The following is a 17,329-nucleotide window of genomic DNA, read 5'->3' on the forward strand; positions in this document are numbered from 1 at the left end:
AGCTTACTCCTCCCACTTCCGGGCGTGTTCCTCGTTCCAGATCTCGGGGTCGCCCACCCCCACCTCGCTGGCCCGGTAGACCGGGTTCTTTCCCGCCCGGCGCTGCTCGTTGTAGTCCCTCAGGACCCGGAGGGCCTGTCCGCCCAGCAGAAGGATGGCCACCAGGTTCACGAGAGCCATCAGGCCCATGAGCACGTCGGCCAGGTTCCACACGGTGGAGAAGTCCATCTGGGCCCCCAGGAAGACGGCGGCCACACAGGTTACCCGGAACAGGTTGAGTCCGGTTTTGGAATCCCGGATGAATTTGAAATTGGTCTCGGTGTAGTAGTAATTGCCCACCAGGGAGCTGAAGGCAAAGAGGAAGATGGACACCGTGATGAAGAGGGGTCCGAACTCTCCCACCTGGTTGAGCACCGCCGCCTGAACGTAGCCCATGTCCTTGACCGCCGGGTCAATGGGCACCCCGGAGAGGAGCAGCATGAAGGCGGTGGTGGAGCAGATGAGGATGGTGTCGATAAAGACCGAGAGCATCTGCACCAGGCCCTGCTTGACCGGGTGGGAGACGTCGGCCGCCGCCGCCGCATTGGGGGCGGAACCCATGCCCGCCTCGTTGGAGTAGAGCCCCCGCTTGACGCCCTGCATGATGCAGGAGGCACCCAGACCGGCAAACATGGCCTTGGGGTCAAAGGCCTGCTGGAAGATCATGGAGAGCATGACAGGCACCTGGCCGATGTTCTTGACCGTGATGAAGAGGCCCAGGGCGATATAGACGGCCGCCATGACCGGCACCAGGCCGGAGGTGATGGCGCTGATGCGGCGCACACCGCCGAAGATGCTCACCGCCGTGAGGGCGGCCAGGATGCCGCCCACCACCAGAGGCCAGATCGAGTCGGCATAGTGGGGGATATAGTATTTCAGAGAAGTGCCCGCGTTGAAGGCCTGGAGGGCGTTGAAGCCGTAGGCAAAGCAGGCGATGAGGAGTACGGCAAAGACCACGCCCCACTTCCGGCTGCCCAGCGCCTTCTGGATATAGTAGGCGGGACCACCCACCCAGTCCTCTCCGTGTTTTTCCTTATAGCACTGGGCCAGGGTGCTCTCGATAAAGGCGGAAGCCGCCCCCACCAGCGCCAGCAGCCACATCCAGAACACCGCGCCGTATCCGCCCACAGCGGTGGCGGTGGCGATGGCGGTGGCCACGCCGGCGATGTTGCCCGTCCCTACCCGGGAGGCGGTGGAGATCATCAGGGCCTGGAAGGACGAGATGTCCCTTCCGTCCCGCTTCTTCTCCCCCAAAACCCGGATGGCCTCGGGAAAGAGGCGGAACTGCACCGCCTTCGTGCGGAAGGTGAAATAGAGTCCCGTCACCACCAGCAGGGCGATGAGGATATAGGTGTACAGAAAGTTGCTCAGCTCTCCTAACAGCGAGTTGAACCAGGTGGTCATATACTTCTCTCCTTAAAACATTTGATCTGCAAAATCGTGTGGGACCTCACAGCCCCAGCTTCCGCCAGAAATCCTCCCCCTTTACTGTGGGGAAGTAGCGGACGCGGTCCTCGCCCCGCCCCTCCTCAAAGTGGCAGGCGGGGGCGTAGTCGCACCACTGGCAGGCGTTGTGGTCCGGTCCCCGCCAGAAGGGGTCGGCGGCGATCTTTCCGGCCGCCAGCTCCGCGCCGATCTCCCGGAGGATGGCGGAAATGTGGCGCTCCAGCCGGCCCAGCCGCTCGGCCGAGACCAGGGCGTCGCCGGTAATGGCCCCCGTCCGGCTGGAGACCTTGACGGGCAGGAAGCGGATCCCCTCCGGCCCGGCGTGCTCCATAGCCGAGAGCACCTCCGGCTCGTCCAGAATGAGCCCCTTGCGCTGGAGCTCCCGGTCCATGGCCCGGCGGCGCTCGCTCTCACTCATGGAGCGGCTCCCCGCCAGAACGGCGTCCCGGGCGGGCAGGTAGAGCACCCCCGCCGGTACGATATGTTTCCCGAAGCGCTCCTTCCCCTCCTCGGTCAGGGTGAAGAGGTAGAGGAGCATCTGAAGCCCCATGCCGTTCCAGATGTCGGTGAGGTCGAAGGACTTCCGCCCCGTCTTATAGTCCACCACCCGGAGACAGAGTTTGTCCCCGTCCACCCAGCCGTCCACCCGGTCCACAAAGCCCGAGATGCTCACGGTCAGGCCGTCCACCTTCAGCTGGACCGGCGGCAGGTCCTTCCCCTGGCCGAAGCCCAGCTCAAAGGCGATGGGCTGGAAGTCGGAGCGGGAGAGCTCCTCCACCACGTTCTCCACCACGGCGTACACCGACTTGAGCAGCCGCCGGAAGAGGTAGCGGAAGCGGGGGGACTCCCCCTCCAGGCCGCCCAGCTTCTCCCGGACATACCGCTCCACCACCGACCGGCTCAGGGCGTGCAGCTCCTCCTGCTCCATCTCCCGGGGGACGGGGACGGTGCCCTCTTTCGTCAGGGTGCGCAGCACGTGCTCCAGCACATAGTGGACAAAGGTGCCGTACTCCGGGGCCTGGAAGCCCGCCGGGCGGCGGGCCTTTGCCTTGAGGCCGTACTGCATGAAATAGGAGAAATGGCAGGACTTGAACTTGTCCATGCGGGAGGCGGACATGGGCACCTGCTGTCCGTACAGGGCGGCCACCGCCGCGGGGGACAGGTGCCCCCGCTCCAGGGCGGCGGCCCGCTTCATCCGCTCCACCAGCGCCGCGTATTCCGGGAGCTCCTCCAGGGCCTCCTCCACCTCCGGATAGCGCCCGGCCAGCTCCAGGGCGGGCCGGGGGGCGCACAGGCGGAAGGTCCCGCCCGTCTGGCTCTCCCGCTCCACCCCCAGGCCGGGGAACATCCCCCGCAGGCGGCCCACCAGGAAGGCGGGACGGCGCTCCTCTCCCTCCGGTCCGGCGGCTGGCCAGCTCACCGAGAGCCGCTCCGTTGGAATGCACAGGGACTCATAGACCGTGGTCATCTCCCGGTCCAGCCGGTCGGGCAGGCTGGGGGCCAGCTCCAGCCCGAAGGAGGCCAGAAGACTCCGGTCGTCGTCGTTGAGCAGGCCCGGCCCAGGGGAGGCCTGGGGGATGGAGGCGTCGTCCGCCCCCAGCAGGAAGAGGGCCCTGCACCTCTTGTGGGCCAGGCGGGGCATCTCCCCGGCGTGGACCCGGTCCAGGGAGACCGGGATGGAGCCCACGCTGTACTGGGAGAGCACCAGGGAGAAGAGCCGGGCATACTCCTCCCCCTCCAGCGGCAGATCGCCCAGAATGCGGGCGCACTGCTCCATGGCGTCGCACAGGATGTCCCAGAGTTGGCGGTATTCCTCCGCCAGGGCGGGCTCTCCCCGGGCGCGGAGGGCCTCCTCCCGCTCCAGAAGGCGCTGGGGCAGGCCGATCTCCTCCAAAAACTGATAGAGGGCCATGGTCTGTCCCCGGCCGGTCCGGTCCACCCCCAGCCGGAGCTTCTCCAGGGGCCCGGTCACCTTCCGGCGCAGGGCGTTGAGCTCTGCCAGGGCGGCGCGGTCCTCCTCGCTCCAGGACAGGCCGTATCCCTGGGGGTGCATGGTCCAGTCCCCCTTCTGGGTCCACTGCCCGCCCCGCAGGTTCCATTTGAGGGCATAGTTCTCCAGCCGGTCCCGCTCCTCGTCGGTGAGGTCGGTGAGCCCGGTCTTGAGATAGCGGAAAAGGTCCTCATAGCGGTACTCCCCCGCCACCGTATCCAGGGCGGCCGTGATGAGAGAGAGCACCGGCTTTTGCAGGATGTCGCTCATCTCCCCCAGGAACACAGGCACTCCATAGCGCCCGAACACCGTCTCGATCAGGGGGCCGTAGAGCTCCATGGAGCGGGCGGTCACCGCGATGTCCCGGAAGCGGTAGCCCTCCTCCCGGACCAGGCGGAGGATCCCGGCGGCAGCCCGCTCCACCTCGGCGTAGGGGGCGGCCGCCTCAAAGAGGGAGATCCCCTCCCAGTCGCTTCTGGCCTCGCCCGGGCGCAGGGCGAAGAGCTCCTCCTCCACCGCCTGGAGGGCCGGGCTCCGCTCCCCTCTCCCCTCCAGCACCTGGGTATCGGCGGGGACTCTCCCCTGCCGGGCCAGGCGGAGGAGCTGTCGGGCGGTGCGCCGGGCCGTGGTAAAGAGTCCGCCCTCCCCGTCCCCCTCCTCCAGGGTGTCACAGGTGAGGGTCACCGTCACCGACCGGGCCTGCCGGAGCAGGACGGCGAGCACCTGGCGCTCCTGGGGGGTGAAGTCGGTAAAGCAGTCCAGATAGAAGTCCTTTCCCTGGGCCCAGCCGCTCCCCTCCAGGGCGGTGACCAGCCGGGTAAGCCGGTCCCGGGGGTCGGCCCCCTGCTGCTGGGTGAGGGCCTCATAGGCCCCGAAGATCAGGGCGATGTCCCGGAGCTTGTCCCCCTCGCCCCCGCCGGTCTCCTCCCCGGCCTCCCAGAGGGCCTCGGGAGAGATGCAGCAGCTCTTGAGCTCATCCACCGTGGAGAGGAGACCCGTCAAAAAGGCCGGCTTGCGGGAGGGCCGGCGGTAGACCGTGAGCTTGTCGGCAATCTGCCGCAGGGCGGCATACATGAGCAGGAGCCGTCCCCCCGCGTCCAGCGCCGGGGTGGCCACTCCTCCGTAGACCGAAAAGACCCGCCCGGCCAGCCGGGTAAAGGAGAGGACCTCCGCATAGCGGGAGACCTGGTTCCCCGCGGCGGCGCACAGACGGCGCTCACTGTCGTGGGAGTGCTGTTCCGGCACGATGAGGATCTGGGGGCGCTCCCCCCCGCTCTCCCGAATGCGCCGGAAGAGCTCGCCGGAGGCCGCGCCTCCTCCCCGGCTCAACAACAGATGCAGCATACTGGACCTCCTCCTTCCGCAGGGCGGCCTCTGGCCGCCCTCCTGTCAAAAAGGGCCCGCGCCAACGCCTGGCGCGGGCCCTTGTGTTTGCGTTTACTGGGGGCTGACGGTGTAGTTGGGAGCTTCCTTGGTGATGTAGATATCGTGGGGGTGAGACTCCCGCAGGCCGGCCGCCGTGATCTGGATGAACTGAGCCTTCTGCTGAAGATCGGCGATGGTGGGGCAGCCGCAGTAGCCCATACCGGCGCGCAGGCCGCCCATGAGCTGATAGATGGTCTCGCCGGTGAGTCCCTTGTAGGGGACGCGGCCCTCGACGCCCTCGGGCACCAGCTTCTTGTTGTTCTGCTGGAAGTAGCGGTCCTTGGAGCCGCAGGCCATGGCGCCCAGAGAGCCCATGCCGCGGTACACCTTGAACTGACGGCCCTGGTAGACCTCGGTGTCCCCGGGGGACTCCTCACAGCCGGCCAGCAGGGAGCCCAGCATGACCACGTTGGCGCCGGCGGCGATGGCCTTGGCGATGTCGCCGGAGTACTTCACGCCGCCGTCGGCGATGATGGGCACGCCGTACTCGGCGGCCACGCAGGCCGCGTCATACACAGCGGTGATCTGGGGCACGCCGATACCGGCCACCACGCGGGTGGTGCAGATGGAGCCGGGGCCGATACCGATCTTCACACAGTCGGCGCCCGCCTCGATGAGGGCACGGGTACCCTCGGCGGTGGCCACGTTGCCGGCGATGAGCTGCACGTCGGGGTACAGGGCCTTGATGCGCTTGACGCACTCCAGAATGTTGTGGCTGTGGCCGTGGGCGGAGTCCAGAGCCAGCACGTCGGCGCCGGCGTCCACCAGGGCGGAGACGCGGTCCATCACGTCGGAGGTAACGCCGATGGCGGCGCCCACCAGCAGGCGGCCCTTCTCGTCACGGGCGGAGTTGGGGTAGACGCTGGCCTTCTCGATGTCCTTGATGGTGATGAGGCCCTTCAGGTTGCCCTTCTCGTCCACCAGGGGCAGCTTCTCGATCTTGTGGCGGCGCAGGATCTCCTTGGCCTCCTCCAGGGTGATGCCCTCCCGGGCGGTAACCAGGTTCTCCTTGGTCATCACGTTGTCGATGAGCTGGTTCATATCGGTCTCAAACTTCATGTCGCGGTTGGTGATGATACCGATGAGACGGCCGTTGTCACAGATGGGCACACCGGAGATGCGGTACTTGGCCATCAGCTCGTCGGCCTCGGCCAGCGTGTGGCCGGGCGCCAGCCAGAAGGGGTTGGTGATAACACCGTTCTCCGAGCGCTTGACCATATCCACCTGCTCCGCCTGGGCGCCGATGGACATGTTCTTGTGGATGATGCCGATGCCGCCCTCCCGGGCGATGGCGATCGCCATGCGGTACTCCGTCACGGTATCCATAGCGGCGCTCATCAGAGGAATGTTCAGGGTGATCTTCTTGGTGAGCTTGGTGGTCAGGTCAATGTCCGCGGGGAGTACGTTGCTCTCAGCAGGCACCAGGAGCACATCATCGAAGGTGAGCCCCTGCTTGGTAAACTTCTGGCTTGCATCCGTATTGACCATAGTGCATCTCCTTATCTGCAATGAATTTTTCCTATTTTACTATCTGTGTCGAAGGTTGTCAACCCTCCGTTTCCGGAAGGGGCGCAAGGGTGAGGGCCGCGTCAAACCGGCTCTTTCCATCCCGGTCGGAGCCGTGGGCATACCACATGCCGTTCTCCGTGCCGGTATAGACCTCAATGGTCTCGCCCGGCAGGCATTCCGCCAAAAATCCCACCTGGAGCTCCGAGAGGAACTTCCCCTCGCCCAGCTTCTCCATATGCAAAGCGTCGCAGATAAAATCGGCGTATTTGCTGTTGTTCACATGGCGGTTGACGTCAGCGTCGCTGTAGTGCATGCGCCGCTCCTCCGCCAGGGCCATCTCCGCGGGCAGGTGGATCTTGCCCAGGGTGCGCTCCTTGCACAGCTCTCCCCCGTCGGTCCCCGTGAACTCGGGCACCTTGGACAGGCGCAGGAGCTTGTGGGTCTCCAGATCGGCCAGCACCCAGGTGGAGACCGCCTCGCCCACATAGACCCCGTCCACATACAGGTCATAGTCCCGGTAGGTGGAGGCCCCCTTGCCGCCCCGGTGCCAGGTCTTTACCGTGACGGTCTCATTCCAGTGGAGAGGCCGCTCCAGACGGTACCACATCCGGGCCAGCATCCAGAAGCAGTTGTACCGCTCCAGCGTCTCCTCCCGGGAGACGTGCAGGGCCACGGCCGCCTCGGTGGCCGCCTCCTGCAAAAGCCCCAGCAGGGCCGAGGGGCGGCACTGGTTGAAGGGATCGGTATCCCGGGAGTCAATGGTATATTCATAGGTGAAATACATATATTTCCCTCCTCTTTCCGCCGTCACGCCCGGCGTCCGTGGATGCGGAGGGTGTGCTTGCAGCAGATGTCCTCAATATCGCTCTCGGTGGCGGCGGGGATGCGCAGATCGCCCCCGCACGCGGCACAGACCAGGTCCACCGAGCTGTAATTGACCTGTAGCTTCCACTCCTTGCCGCCGCAGGAGCAGGAGATCCCGCCCCGCTTGGCGATGTCCCGGATCTCGGAGAGCACCTCGTGCATGACGATCTCATCCAGGAACGCGCCCCGCTCGCCGGCCTCCCGGTGGAGCTTGTCCACGGCCTCCTCCAGGCGGCGCACCGCGCCGAACACGGTGTCCTCCTCGCCCACATAGCAGCAGTCCAGGCCCGACTTCCCGCAGGAGAAGGCCAGTCCCCGCCGGTGGAGAAAGTCATGGCTGGCGCAGGTCACCCGGTGCTCGCCTCCGCAGGAGACACAGGGCACGGTCAAATGCACCCGATCTCCCATCATCTCCACCCGCAGGGCCGATTTCCCGCAGGGACAAGGCAGCTCATTGGGCGCCGCGGCCAGCTGGAACACGCTCCGCTCCAGGATCACGCTCTGCCGGCAGGCGGGACAGATATAGGCAATGGTTCGTTTCTCTTCCGCCATAAAAACTCCTTTTTTCCACAAAAGCAGTGCCGCCGCGCCGCGCATGCACTCCCCCCAAAAGGAGTGCCCGCTGTCTTCCGCGGCCGCACAGGATAAAAATATTATACTCGAAACATCCCGCTTTGACCAGACGTTCCCCCCACAAAATCCGCGTGCATAAGACCCTTTCTTTTTGTTCAAACTAGGCCCGAGAACAACATTTGGAGGCGAAAGGCATGAACAGCAAACGACGGGGCAAGCAGACCGTGGCTCTGACGCGCCCTCCTTCCATCGCCGGCTTTGCCAGCGTGGTGGGAAAAAAAGAGGGCGAGGGGCCGCTGGCCGCCACCTTTGACCAGATCGGCGCGGATGACACCTTCGGCGAGACCAGCTGGGAGAAGGCCGAGAGCGCCATGCAGCGTCTGGCCCTGTCCGCCGCCCTGGAGAAGGCGGGAAAGGCCGCCTCCTGTCTGGATTATATCCTGGCCGGGGACCTGCTCAACCAGTGCATCGGCACCGGATTTGCCGTCCGGGGGACCGACGTCCCCTTTTTCGGCCTGTATGGGGCCTGCTCCACCATGTCCGAGTCCCTCTCTCTGGCGGCCATGCTGCTGGACGGGGGGTTCGGCACCCTGACGGCCGCCGTGACCTCCTCCCATTTCTGCTCCGCCGAGCGGCAGTACCGCACCCCCCTGGAATACGGCGGCCAGCGCACCCCCACCGCCCAGTGGACGGTGACCGGGTCGGGCGCGCTCATCCTGACCGCCGAGGGGAGCGGCCCCTATGTGACCCATGTCACCACCGGCAAGATCGTAGACAAGGGCATCCAGGACCCGGCCAATATGGGGGCCGCCATGGCCCCGGCGGCCTACGACACCATCCGCACCCATCTCTCGGACACGGGGCGCAAGCCCTCCTTCTACGATCTCATCGTCACGGGGGATCTGGGCAAGCTGGGCCATGAGATCGTGCTGGACTTTTTCCACCGGGACGGCGTGGATCTGAAAAACCTGGTGGACTGCGGGGTGCTCATCTACGATCTGGAGGGGCAGGACGTCCACTGCGGCGGCTCGGGCTGCGGCTGCTCCGCGGTGGTGCTGGCAGGGCACCTGCTCCAGGGCATGCTCCAGGGCCGGTGGAAGCACATCCTGTTCTGCGGCACCGGCGCCCTCCTCTCCCCCACCTCCACCATGCAGGGGGAGAGCATCCCAGCCATCTGCCACGCGGTGGCCATCTCCACCCAGGTCTAAGGAGGAATGCATATGGATCTCTTTTGGGAATATGCCCGCGCCTTTCTGTGCGGGGGCGTCCTGTGTCTGATCGGACAGCTGCTCATTGACAAGACCTCCCTCACGCCTGCCAAGATCCTGGTGACCTATGTGGTCTCCGGCGTGGTCCTGGGCGGGCTGGGGATCTATGAACATCTGGTGGACTTTGCCGGCGCCGGGGCCACCGTCCCCCTGACCGGGTTCGGCTATCTGCTGGCCAAGGGCGTGCGCAAGGCGGTGGAGGAACAGGGCGTGATGGGGGCGCTCACCGGCGGGATCACTGCCGCCGCCGGAGGGATCACCGCCGCCATCTTCTTTGGCTACCTGGTGGCCCTTCTCTTCAAGCCAAAGCCAAAGTCCTAAAGCCTGTTTGAAAAAGCGGTCGAACCTATTCACGCACGCTGAGCGCCTGTCCACCCGTTTGGGGGACAGGCGCTCTTTTCTTTCCCCATGTCTTTGTGGTATACTCAATCGTATTCCAACGCAAAGGAGTATCCGCTCATGAAATGGCTCATCGCTTCCGACCTGCACGGGTCGGCTTACTGGACAGCCCGCCTGCTGGATGCCTTCCACACCGAGGGCGCCCACCGGCTGCTCCTGCTGGGGGACCTGCTCTACCACGGGCCCCGCAACGACCTGCCCCGGGACTATGCCCCCAAGGAGGTCATCGCCATGCTCAACCCCCTCGCCTCCCAGATCCTGTGCGTCCGGGGCAACTGCGAGGCGGAAGTGGATCAGATGGTGCTGGACTTTCCCGTCCTGGCCGACTATGCCCTCCTCCAGGAGGGGGAGCACCTGATTTTCGCCACCCACGGGCACCAGTTTCACCTGGACCACCCGCCCAAGCTCCAGCCCGGAGACATTTTGCTCCACGGACATACCCACGTCCCGGTCTGTGTGGAGGGGCCGGTCTTTACCTATCTCAACCCCGGCTCGGTCTCCATCCCCAAAGAGAACAGCCCCCACAGCGTCCTGCTGCTGGAGGACGGCCGCTTCCAGTGGAAGGACCTGGAGGACGGACACGTCTTTCAGGCCTGGTCCATGTCCCCTGCCCGGTAAAGACATGGACGTTCCCGCTCCCCTGTGGTAGAATCAAACTACCGCAATCCCCCATTGATTCCAAATCTATAAGGAGTATTTTATGAAATTTCCCCGACTCTTGCTCCCCTCGGCTCTGCTGCTGGCCTGTACCCTGAGCGCCTGCGGCGGCGGAACCACCGCCGCCTCTCCCTCTCCCTCCCCCTCGCCCTCTGCCGCTGCGGAGGATACGGCCCAGGAACAGAGCGGCGTCCTCAGCGTCTTTACCGCCACCGACCTGAACGACCAGGCGGTGGACCAGTCCATCCTGGCCGACTATGACCTGACCATGATCAACGTCTGGGGTACCTTCTGTCCCCCCTGCAAGGAGGAGATGCCCGCGCTGGCCGAGCTGCACACCGAGTATGCCGACCAGGGCTTCCAGATCGTGGGCATCGTCAGCGACGTGCTCAACCAGGACGGCACCCTCAATCCGGAGCAGGTGGAGGAGGCCCGCACCATCGCGGAGGGCTCGGGCGTCACCTACACCAATCTTCTCCCCTCGGAGAGCCTCTATCCCATCCTGGGGCAGATCTACGCCCTGCCCTCCACCTTCTTTGTGGACTCCGAGGGCAACCAGGTGGGGAAGTTTTACATGGGGGCCAAGACCAAGGACCAGTGGGCCGCCGTCATTGAGGAGACCCTGGAGGAAGTGCAGTGAAGAATGTGCGCGCCTTTCTCCCCACCCTGCTTGTGCTGGGGCTGGGGGCGGCCCTGATGGTGGTGGGCACCCGTCTGGGGGGACGGGACGCGGTCTTTATGAAGGCCGTGAATCTCTGTCTGGAGTGTGTTGGCATTGGATAAGAAGCGCCGCGGTCTCCGGACCTGGGTCCAGCTGGCCTGGACCGCCCTCACCAACGGCTATGTGCAGGGCTTTACCTCCGGGACCATCTGGAAGGGTCCCTCCAAGGCCTACTGCGTCCCGGGGCTCAACTGCTACTCCTGCCCCGGCGCGCTGGGCGCCTGCCCCCTGGGCGCCCTCCAGTCCACCCTGGCCAGCGGCCGGGCCAGGACCGCTCTGTATGTGCTGGGCTTTCTGATGTTCATCGGCGCGGCCCTGGGCCGCTTTGTGTGCGGCTGGCTGTGTCCCTTCGGCCTGGTGCAGGACCTGCTCCACAAGATCCCCTTCGTGCGGAAGCTGCGCCGTCTGCCCGGGGAGAAATGGCTGCGCAGGATCAAATACCTGCTGCTGATCGGCTTTGTCATCCTGCTCCCCCTCTTTGCGGTGGACGCCTTCGGACAGGGCTCCCCCTGGTTCTGCAAGTACGTCTGCCCCTCCGGCACCCTGCTGGCCGGCTGGCCCCTGGCCGCCGTCAATCCCATGCTGCGGGACGTCCTCGGGTTTCTCTTTGCCTGGAAGAGTCTGCTCCTCATCCTGCTGATCGTGCTCTCTCTTCTGGTCTACCGTCCCTTCTGCCGGTACCTGTGTCCCCTGGGGGCCATTTACGGCCTCTTGAACCCCATCTCCCTGTACCGGCTGAAGGTGGACGCCCACCGCTGTACCAGCTGCGGCCACTGCCAGAGCGCCTGTAAGCTGGACATCCCGGTCTGGCAGCGCCCCAACAGCGTGGAGTGCATCCGCTGCGGCGACTGCCTCCAGGCCTGTCCCACCGGCGCCATCACCTCCACCCCGGCCCAGCTGCGCAGGGCCTGCCGGGGCAGATCCTGATTTCTCCCCTGCTGTGAAAGGAGCGCCCGCCTTGTCTGTTTCCCGACTGACCCGCTGCGCCGTACTGACGGCTCTGGCCCTGGCCCTCTCGGTGGCCGAGGGTCTGGCCCCGCTGACCATCCTCATCCCCCTGCCCGGCCTGCGGCTGGGCCTGGCCAATCTGGTGACGGTATACGCCCTGTGCCGCCTCTCCGGGCGGGAGGCTCTCCTCATCCTCCTGGCCCGCTGCTTCCTGGGCAACCTTCTGGGGGGCAATCTGATGGCCCTGGCCTTCTCCCTGACCGGCGGACTGCTGGCACTGGGGGTCATGGCCCTCCTGCTCCGGCTCCCCGCCCTCTCCCTCTACGGCGTATCCATCGCCGGGGCCGCCGCCCACAACACCGGGCAGATCCTGGCCGCCATGGCTGTGCTGGGCAGCCGGGCCCCGCTGGTCTATCTGGCCCCGCTGCTCCTCTGCTCTCTGGTGACAGGGGCGGTCACCGGGGCGGTCTCCCTCCTGCTGGTGCGGCGGGTGCCCGCACCCTTCTCTGCCGCCTGACCGGGCCTTTTCCAAATCTTACACGATTCGACGGAATTTCGTAAGAATTTGTAACCTGTTTGTGGTTTTTTTCGGTCCTTTCCGCGCTATGATAGTGTCTGCCGGAGGAGCATCGTCCCCTGGGACGCCGTCTTCTCCTCCTTCCTCCGGAAATACAGATGATAAAGAGAGGATGCGAGCTTTATGAATTGCCTGAAACGCGGCGCGGCCTTTTCTCTGGCCCTGCTGATGACCTTTTCTCTGGCCGCCTGCCAAAAGCCCGGCGCAACACCCGGACCGGAGCCGAGCGCCTCCGCCGCCCCGGCCCCCACGCCCACACCCACGCCCGACCCGGAGGAGGCCGTGCGCACCTACTGGTCGGAGGACCAGCTCACCCAGGCCTGGGGCCCCAACCAGGTGGTGGAGCATCTCTTCTTCCACCCGGTCATCGCCTATCCGGAGTTCACCTTCTCCAGCGCCGTGCCGGAGAACCGGCAGAAGGGCCTGGACGACTGGATGCTCACCGCCGACGAGTTCAAGAAGATCCTGGACGAGCTCTACCGGCGGGACTACATCCTGGTCAACATGTGCGATGTGTGGAGCGAGTACACCACCGAGAGCGGCGAGTCCCGGATGCAGCGCAACACCCTCATGCTGCCCGAGGGCAAGAAGCCCCTGGTCCTCTCCTTTGACGATGTGAACTACTACGAGTACATGCTGGCCGAGGGCTTCACCTCCAAGCTGGTGCTGGGCGAGGACGGGGACATCTGGGCTGAGTGCACCGATCCCAACACCAAGGAGACCTTCCTCACCCAGGATCTGGACGCCACTCCCATTCTGGACCAGTTTGTCCGGGCCCACCCGGACTTCTCCCTCAACGGCGCCAAGGGCTGCTTCTCCCTCACCGGCTATGAGGGCATCCTGGGCTACCGGACCCAGAACGACATCGACATCGCCGCCGACGACCCCCGCCGTCCCGCCTTTGACGCCAACCGCCAGGCCGAGATCGAGGCGGTCAAGCCCATCATTCAGCGCCTCAAGGACACCGGCTGGACCTTCGGTTCCCACACCTGGGGCCACATCAACCTGGGCTCCTCCAAGGTGGATCTGGACTGGGTCAAGCGGGACACCGTCCGCTGGGCCGAGGAGGTGGGCTCCCTGGTGGGTCCCACCAATATCCTCTTCTATCCCCACGGCGCCCGCCCCGACGAGGACGACTGGCATCAGACCGGCCCCAAGCTCCAGTACCTCCAGAGCCAGGGCTTCCGGATCTTCGCCAGCGTGGGCGTCAACTCCTTCTCCTACATTAAGGACGATCTCTCCGCCGTCATCTGCGACCGGCTCCATCCGGACGGGACCACCCTGCGCTACGGCGGACACCACTACACCCAGTTCTATGACGTGCGGGACATCATGGATACCGTCCACCGCCCCGACTACGGCAACAACTGGGCCGAAAAGGCCTCCATCCTGGACCAGATCCAGAAGCCCGGCGCCTGAGTACAAAACAAACCCCCGGCTATCCTCCCTGTTGCGGGAGGACAGCCGGGGGCTTTTTCATGGATGTCTGGGCGCTCAGTCCCGCTCCTTGAGGGGCAGGTAATCCTGATGGGTGCCCACATACTGATAGGCGGGCCGGATGATCTTGCCCATGTTGATGAGCTCCTCCATCCGGTGGGCGCCCCAGCCTGCCATGCGGGCCATGGCGAAGAGGGGGGTATAGAGCTCCTGGGGCAGGTCCAGCATGTGATAGACAAAGCCGGAGTAGAAGTCCACGTTGGCCGATACGCCCTTGTACATCTTCCGCTCGCCGGAGATGACCTCGGGACCCAGGCGCTCCACCAGGGAGTAGAGCTCGTACTCCTCCATGCGTCCCTTCTCCCGGGAGAGCTTTTCCACCATCCCGTGGAGAATGTTGGCACGGGGATCGGACAGGGAGTAGACCGCGTGGCCCATGCCGTAGATCAGGCCGGACTTGTCAAAGGCCCGCTTGTCCAGCAGGGCCCGGAGATAGGCCCGCACCTCGTCCTCGTCCTTCCAGTCCCGGACCACCTGCTTCATGTCCTCAAACATCTGGATGACCTTGATGTTGGCACCGCCGTGCCGGGGGCCCTTCAGGGAGGCCAGGGCGGCTGCGATGCAGGAATAGGTGTCGGTCCCCGAGGAGGTGACCACGTGGGTGGTAAAGGTGGAGTTGTTGCCGCCGCCGTGCTCGGCGTGGAGCATCAGGCAGATGTCCAGCACGTGGGCCTCCCAGTAGGAGTAGGCCGAATCGGGCCGCAGGAGGGCCAGGATGCTCTCGGCGGTGGAGTGCTCGGGCTGGGGGGCGTGGATGTACAGGCTGCTGCCGCTCTTGTAGTTGTAGGCCTGATAGCCGTACACTGCCAGCATGGGAAAGACCGCCAGCAGCTGGAGGCACTGGCGCATCACATTGGGCAGGGAGATGTCGTCAGCGTCCTCGTCATAGGAGGCCAGGTTGAGCACGCTCCGGGCCAGGGAGTTCATGATGTCCCGGCTGGGGGCCTTGAGGATGATGTCCCGCACAAAGTTGTTGGGCAGGGTGCGGTAGTAGGAGAGCTGTCCGCAAAACTCCCGGAGCTGGGCCTCATTGGGCAGCTGGCCCAGCATCAGAAGGTACGCCGTCTCCTCAAAGCCGTAGCGCCCCTCCTTCAGCACGCCCTGTACCAGGTCTTCCACATTGATGCCCCGGTAATAGAGCTTGCCCTCACAGGGGACGCTCTCACCGTTGACCACCTGCTTGGCCACAATATCAGAAATCTCCGTCAGACCGGCCACGACGCCCTTGCCGTTCAGGTCTCGCAGACCGCGCTTGACGTCATAACGCACGTAGTCATCCGGGTTAATGCAACTATTCTCTTGGGTCAGGGCCGCCAAGCACCGGATCTCTTCGGTCACGACGCCGTAATTCGGATTGCTCGCCATACAAAAACCTCCATTCTATGCGCACTTTTTCCACGGCACCATACACTTTTGCCTCCTATGGCGCAATTGTTTGAGGTCTATTGTAGCATAAAAATGTTACCAGATTATGAATGGTCCTGTAAATTTTCCTGCAAAACCGTTTTACCGCCCCGCCGTCTCCTCCAGGCCGAGAAAGTCCCGGATCTCCTCCATGCGCTCCATGGCCTGGTCATAGCCGGACTGCCAGAGGGCGCGGATCTTGTCCACATCCCGCTCCACCCGGGAGAATCCACGGGTGTCCTCGGGGGCCAGCAGCAGGACCTTTCCCTCCCGCTCCAGGCGGAAGAGCTCCTCCCGGTCGGCGTTGTAGGTCTCGGCCCGGCGGCGCATGGTCTCGCAGAAATGGGGATACTTGTGATAGCGCAGGTCGATGAGGGGCTGGAGCTTCTCCGGCTGCCGGCGGTAGCTCCGCTCCCGGGTGAGGACCACCACCACCCGGTCGCATCCCTGCTGGAAGGCCCGCCGGAAGGGGATGGCGTCGGCCGCCCCGCCGTCCAGGCACTTGATCCCGTTCAGCTCGTAGATGGGAAAGAGCAGGGGCATGGCGCAGGTGGCCTGTAAGAGCAGGAACTGGTCGTCCCGGCGGGGGACCTCCAGGTACTCGGGCCGCCCGGTCTCCAGGTTGGTGACCACCGCCTCGGCCTTTCCAGGCCAGGCGGCAAAGGTCTCATAGTCAAAGGGGACCAGGCGGTTGGGAATCTCCTCATAGGTAAAGCGCAGGCCGAAGTAGCAGTGGTTGCCCGGACGGAGGAGGTTGCGCTTGCTCATATACCGCTTATCGTTGGCATAGCGGGTCAGAATCTCCAGATTCCGCCCGAACTGCCCCGAGAGGTAGCTCACCCCGTAGGCGATCCCGGCGGAGACCCCCACCACATAGGAGAAGTCCACCCCGCCCCGCAGCAGGCCGTCCGTCACGCCGCTGGAGAAGATGGTGCGCAGCGCTCCGCCCTCCAGCACGATTCCCGTTTTCATGGTTTCATTCCTTCTTTCTATCCCACGGCTGGGACCGTCATACAGACGGCAGAGGTCTGGCCCGGGGGCCCTTCCCTCCGGTGCTGTCCATCCCAGTAGGACAGCGCGCCCACCAAAAGTGCCAGCAGCACCAGGACCAGGACGATTTGAAGACTCTGCCGTTGTTTCATGAAGTGTTCCCCCTTCTTTTCTTACATCCGCCGGGTGCGGAAACAGAAGGTCAGCGCAAAATAGATCGCCAGATAGAGGGTGATGCACGCGCCGGTGGAGGCCCCCACCTGATAGGAGGTCAAGAGCCCCGCAATTCCGGCCACCAGGGCGCCCACCACCGAGAAGAGATGATACTGCCGCAGGTTCCGGGCCAGATTCCGCCCCGCCGCCGCGGGCAGCACCAGAAGCGAGTTGATGACCAGCAGGCCCACCCAAGTCATGGACACCGTCACCACCACGGCGATGGCGGCGGCAAAGAGGCTCTCCTGCCAGAACACCCGGATGCCCCGGCTGTCGGCCAGGGCCGGATGGACCGAAGCGAGCATCAGCTGGTTGAAGGAGCACACCCACAGCACGACCACCACCAGCAGGATGGCCGCCAGGAGGCCGATCTTTCCCGGCTCCACGCTCAGGATATCGCCCACCAGCAGGGCGTTGAATTTGGTAAAGCTTCCCCCGCCCAGGGTGGCGATGAAGATGCCCAGGGCCACCGCCGTGGAGGAAAAGACCCCGATCACCGTGTCGCTGGCCAGGTTGGTGTGTCGGCGGACGTAGGTAAACAGCACGGCAAAGATCACCGCAAAGACCACCGCGCACCACATGGGCTCGGCCAGACCGCACAGGGACCCGATGGCGATCCCGGTAAAGGCCGAGTGGCCCAGCGCGTCGGAGAAGAAGGACATCCGGCTCTCCACCACCATCGTGGAGAGCAGGCCAAAGAGGGGCGAGATCACCAGGATGGCCAGCAGCGCGTTTTTCATGAAATACATGCTGTCCGGCTGGGCCCACTCAAAGGGGAGCAGTTCTACCAGAGCATACCACAGCTCCAT

17 protein-coding genes are annotated in these 17,329 nt (G+C 64.7%); 8 read left to right on the forward strand and 9 right to left on the reverse strand.

Annotated features, from left to right (window positions below):
* Nucleotides 1-3 precede the first annotated feature (3 nt).
* The 5 genes from H8S34_RS01330 to H8S34_RS01350 form a co-directional block, all read right to left on the reverse strand.
* Nucleotides 4-1,443: an alanine/glycine:cation symporter family protein gene (locus tag H8S34_RS01330; protein WP_186962831.1), complete on the reverse strand. Its 1,440-nt coding sequence runs from the start codon at nt 1,441-1,443 to the stop codon at nt 4-6.
* Nucleotides 1,444-1,489: 46 nt separating this feature from the next.
* On the reverse strand, nt 1,490-4,819 hold the full coding sequence (locus H8S34_RS01335) for a PD-(D/E)XK nuclease family protein (RefSeq protein ID WP_186962832.1): 3,330 nt from the start codon (nt 4,817-4,819) through the stop codon (nt 1,490-1,492).
* A gap of 93 nt (nt 4,820-4,912) precedes the next feature.
* Complete coding sequence (guaB, locus tag H8S34_RS01340) at nt 4,913-6,388, reverse strand: IMP dehydrogenase (protein WP_101693572.1); 1,476 nt, start codon at nt 6,386-6,388, stop codon at nt 4,913-4,915.
* A gap of 58 nt (nt 6,389-6,446) precedes the next feature.
* Nucleotides 6,447-7,193: an acyl-[acyl-carrier-protein] thioesterase gene (locus tag H8S34_RS01345; RefSeq protein WP_101693573.1), complete on the reverse strand. Its 747-nt coding sequence runs from the start codon at nt 7,191-7,193 to the stop codon at nt 6,447-6,449.
* A 23-nt stretch (nt 7,194-7,216) separates the two neighbouring features.
* Nucleotides 7,217-7,825, reverse strand: a complete 609-nt coding sequence (locus tag H8S34_RS01350) for a hypothetical protein (RefSeq protein WP_101693574.1) — start codon at nt 7,823-7,825, stop codon at nt 7,217-7,219.
* Between the two features lie 215 nt (nt 7,826-8,040).
* Between H8S34_RS01350 and spoVAD the strand changes: the two genes are divergently transcribed.
* The 8 genes from spoVAD to H8S34_RS01390 all read left to right on the forward strand — a co-directional run bounded on the left by spoVAD (nt 8,041) and on the right by H8S34_RS01390 (nt 13,835).
* Complete coding sequence (spoVAD, locus tag H8S34_RS01355) at nt 8,041-9,054, forward strand: stage V sporulation protein AD (protein ID WP_186962833.1); 1,014 nt, start codon at nt 8,041-8,043, stop codon at nt 9,052-9,054.
* A 12-nt stretch (nt 9,055-9,066) separates the two neighbouring features.
* A complete protein-coding gene (spoVAE, locus tag H8S34_RS01360) occupies nt 9,067-9,435 on the forward strand; it encodes a stage V sporulation protein AE (protein ID WP_101693576.1) in 369 nt (122 codons plus the stop codon).
* A 138-nt stretch (nt 9,436-9,573) separates the two neighbouring features.
* Nucleotides 9,574-10,131 carry a phosphodiesterase gene (yfcE, locus tag H8S34_RS01365; RefSeq protein ID WP_101693577.1) on the forward strand — a complete coding sequence of 186 codons (558 nt, stop codon included), beginning with the start codon at nt 9,574-9,576 and terminating at the stop codon, nt 10,129-10,131.
* A gap of 82 nt (nt 10,132-10,213) precedes the next feature.
* Nucleotides 10,214-10,810, forward strand: a complete 597-nt coding sequence (locus H8S34_RS01370) for a TlpA family protein disulfide reductase (protein ID WP_101693578.1) — start codon at nt 10,214-10,216, stop codon at nt 10,808-10,810.
* Entirely contained in the window at nt 10,807-10,953 is a 147-nt protein-coding gene (locus tag H8S34_RS01375; RefSeq protein ID WP_180956887.1) for a CD1871A family CXXC motif-containing protein, read from the forward strand. The genes H8S34_RS01370 and H8S34_RS01375 overlap by 4 nt, the downstream gene beginning before the upstream one ends.
* On the forward strand, nt 10,937-11,818 hold the full coding sequence (locus tag H8S34_RS01380) for a 4Fe-4S binding protein (protein WP_101693579.1): 882 nt from the start codon (nt 10,937-10,939) through the stop codon (nt 11,816-11,818). Before H8S34_RS01375 ends, H8S34_RS01380 begins: the two co-directional genes overlap by 17 nt.
* Nucleotides 11,819-11,849: 31 nt before the next feature.
* Nucleotides 11,850-12,356, forward strand: coding sequence for a Gx transporter family protein (locus H8S34_RS01385; RefSeq protein WP_101693580.1), 507 nt, complete (start codon nt 11,850-11,852; stop codon nt 12,354-12,356).
* Nucleotides 12,357-12,539: 183 nt separating this feature from the next.
* The gene (locus H8S34_RS01390; protein WP_186962834.1) at nt 12,540-13,835 is read left to right on the forward strand and encodes a polysaccharide deacetylase family protein; all 1,296 of its coding nucleotides are present in this window, start codon (nt 12,540-12,542) and stop codon (nt 13,833-13,835) included.
* Between the two features lie 75 nt (nt 13,836-13,910).
* Here H8S34_RS01390 and H8S34_RS01395 read toward each other — a convergent pair whose 3' ends face one another.
* The 4 genes from H8S34_RS01395 to H8S34_RS01410 all read right to left on the reverse strand — a co-directional run bounded on the left by H8S34_RS01395 (nt 13,911) and on the right by H8S34_RS01410 (nt 17,329).
* Complete coding sequence (locus tag H8S34_RS01395; protein ID WP_101693582.1) at nt 13,911-15,278, reverse strand: citrate/2-methylcitrate synthase; 1,368 nt, start codon at nt 15,276-15,278, stop codon at nt 13,911-13,913.
* 141 nt (nt 15,279-15,419) lie between these two features.
* Nucleotides 15,420-16,289 carry a patatin-like phospholipase family protein gene (locus H8S34_RS01400; RefSeq protein WP_186962835.1) on the reverse strand — a complete coding sequence of 290 codons (870 nt, stop codon included), beginning with the start codon at nt 16,287-16,289 and terminating at the stop codon, nt 15,420-15,422.
* A 17-nt stretch (nt 16,290-16,306) separates the two neighbouring features.
* Entirely contained in the window at nt 16,307-16,459 is a 153-nt protein-coding gene (locus H8S34_RS01405; RefSeq protein ID WP_180956888.1) for a hypothetical protein, read from the reverse strand.
* A gap of 21 nt (nt 16,460-16,480) precedes the next feature.
* Nucleotides 16,481-17,329 carry a metal ABC transporter permease gene (locus tag H8S34_RS01410; protein WP_186962836.1) on the reverse strand — a complete coding sequence of 283 codons (849 nt, stop codon included), beginning with the start codon at nt 17,327-17,329 and terminating at the stop codon, nt 16,481-16,483.

Source organism: Pseudoflavonifractor hominis (genome assembly GCF_014288125.1).
Classification (GTDB): Bacteria; Bacillota; Clostridia; order Oscillospirales; family Oscillospiraceae; genus Pseudoflavonifractor_A; species Pseudoflavonifractor_A gallinarum.

What these genes read in the sequence shown, in the direction of transcription:
- H8S34_RS01330 (WP_186962831.1), bottom strand. Translation starts at nt 1,443, where the DNA reads ATGACCACCTGGTTCAACTCGCTGTTAGGAGAGCTGAGCAACTTTCTG.
- H8S34_RS01350 (WP_101693574.1), bottom strand. Translation starts at nt 7,825, where the DNA reads ATGGCGGAAGAGAAACGAACCATTGCCTATATCTGTCCCGCCTGCCGG.
- H8S34_RS01395 (WP_101693582.1), bottom strand. Translation starts at nt 15,278, where the DNA reads ATGGCGAGCAATCCGAATTACGGCGTCGTGACCGAAGAGATCCGGTGC.
- H8S34_RS01405 (WP_180956888.1), bottom strand. Translation starts at nt 16,459, where the DNA reads ATGAAACAACGGCAGAGTCTTCAAATCGTCCTGGTCCTGGTGCTGCTG.
- spoVAD (WP_186962833.1), top strand. Translation starts at nt 8,041, where the DNA reads ATGAACAGCAAACGACGGGGCAAGCAGACCGTGGCTCTGACGCGCCCT.
- H8S34_RS01400 (WP_186962835.1), bottom strand. Translation starts at nt 16,289, where the DNA reads ATGAAAACGGGAATCGTGCTGGAGGGCGGAGCGCTGCGCACCATCTTC.
- H8S34_RS01345 (WP_101693573.1), bottom strand. Translation starts at nt 7,193, where the DNA reads ATGTATTTCACCTATGAATATACCATTGACTCCCGGGATACCGATCCC.
- H8S34_RS01335 (WP_186962832.1), bottom strand. Translation starts at nt 4,819, where the DNA reads ATGCTGCATCTGTTGTTGAGCCGGGGAGGAGGCGCGGCCTCCGGCGAG.
- spoVAE (WP_101693576.1), top strand. Translation starts at nt 9,067, where the DNA reads ATGGATCTCTTTTGGGAATATGCCCGCGCCTTTCTGTGCGGGGGCGTC.
- guaB (WP_101693572.1), bottom strand. Translation starts at nt 6,388, where the DNA reads ATGGTCAATACGGATGCAAGCCAGAAGTTTACCAAGCAGGGGCTCACC.
- H8S34_RS01410 (WP_186962836.1), bottom strand. Translation starts at nt 17,329, where the DNA reads ATGGAGCTGTGGTATGCTCTGGTAGAACTGCTCCCCTTTGAGTGGGCC.
- H8S34_RS01390 (WP_186962834.1), top strand. Translation starts at nt 12,540, where the DNA reads ATGAATTGCCTGAAACGCGGCGCGGCCTTTTCTCTGGCCCTGCTGATG.
- yfcE (WP_101693577.1), top strand. Translation starts at nt 9,574, where the DNA reads ATGAAATGGCTCATCGCTTCCGACCTGCACGGGTCGGCTTACTGGACA.
- H8S34_RS01370 (WP_101693578.1), top strand. Translation starts at nt 10,214, where the DNA reads ATGAAATTTCCCCGACTCTTGCTCCCCTCGGCTCTGCTGCTGGCCTGT.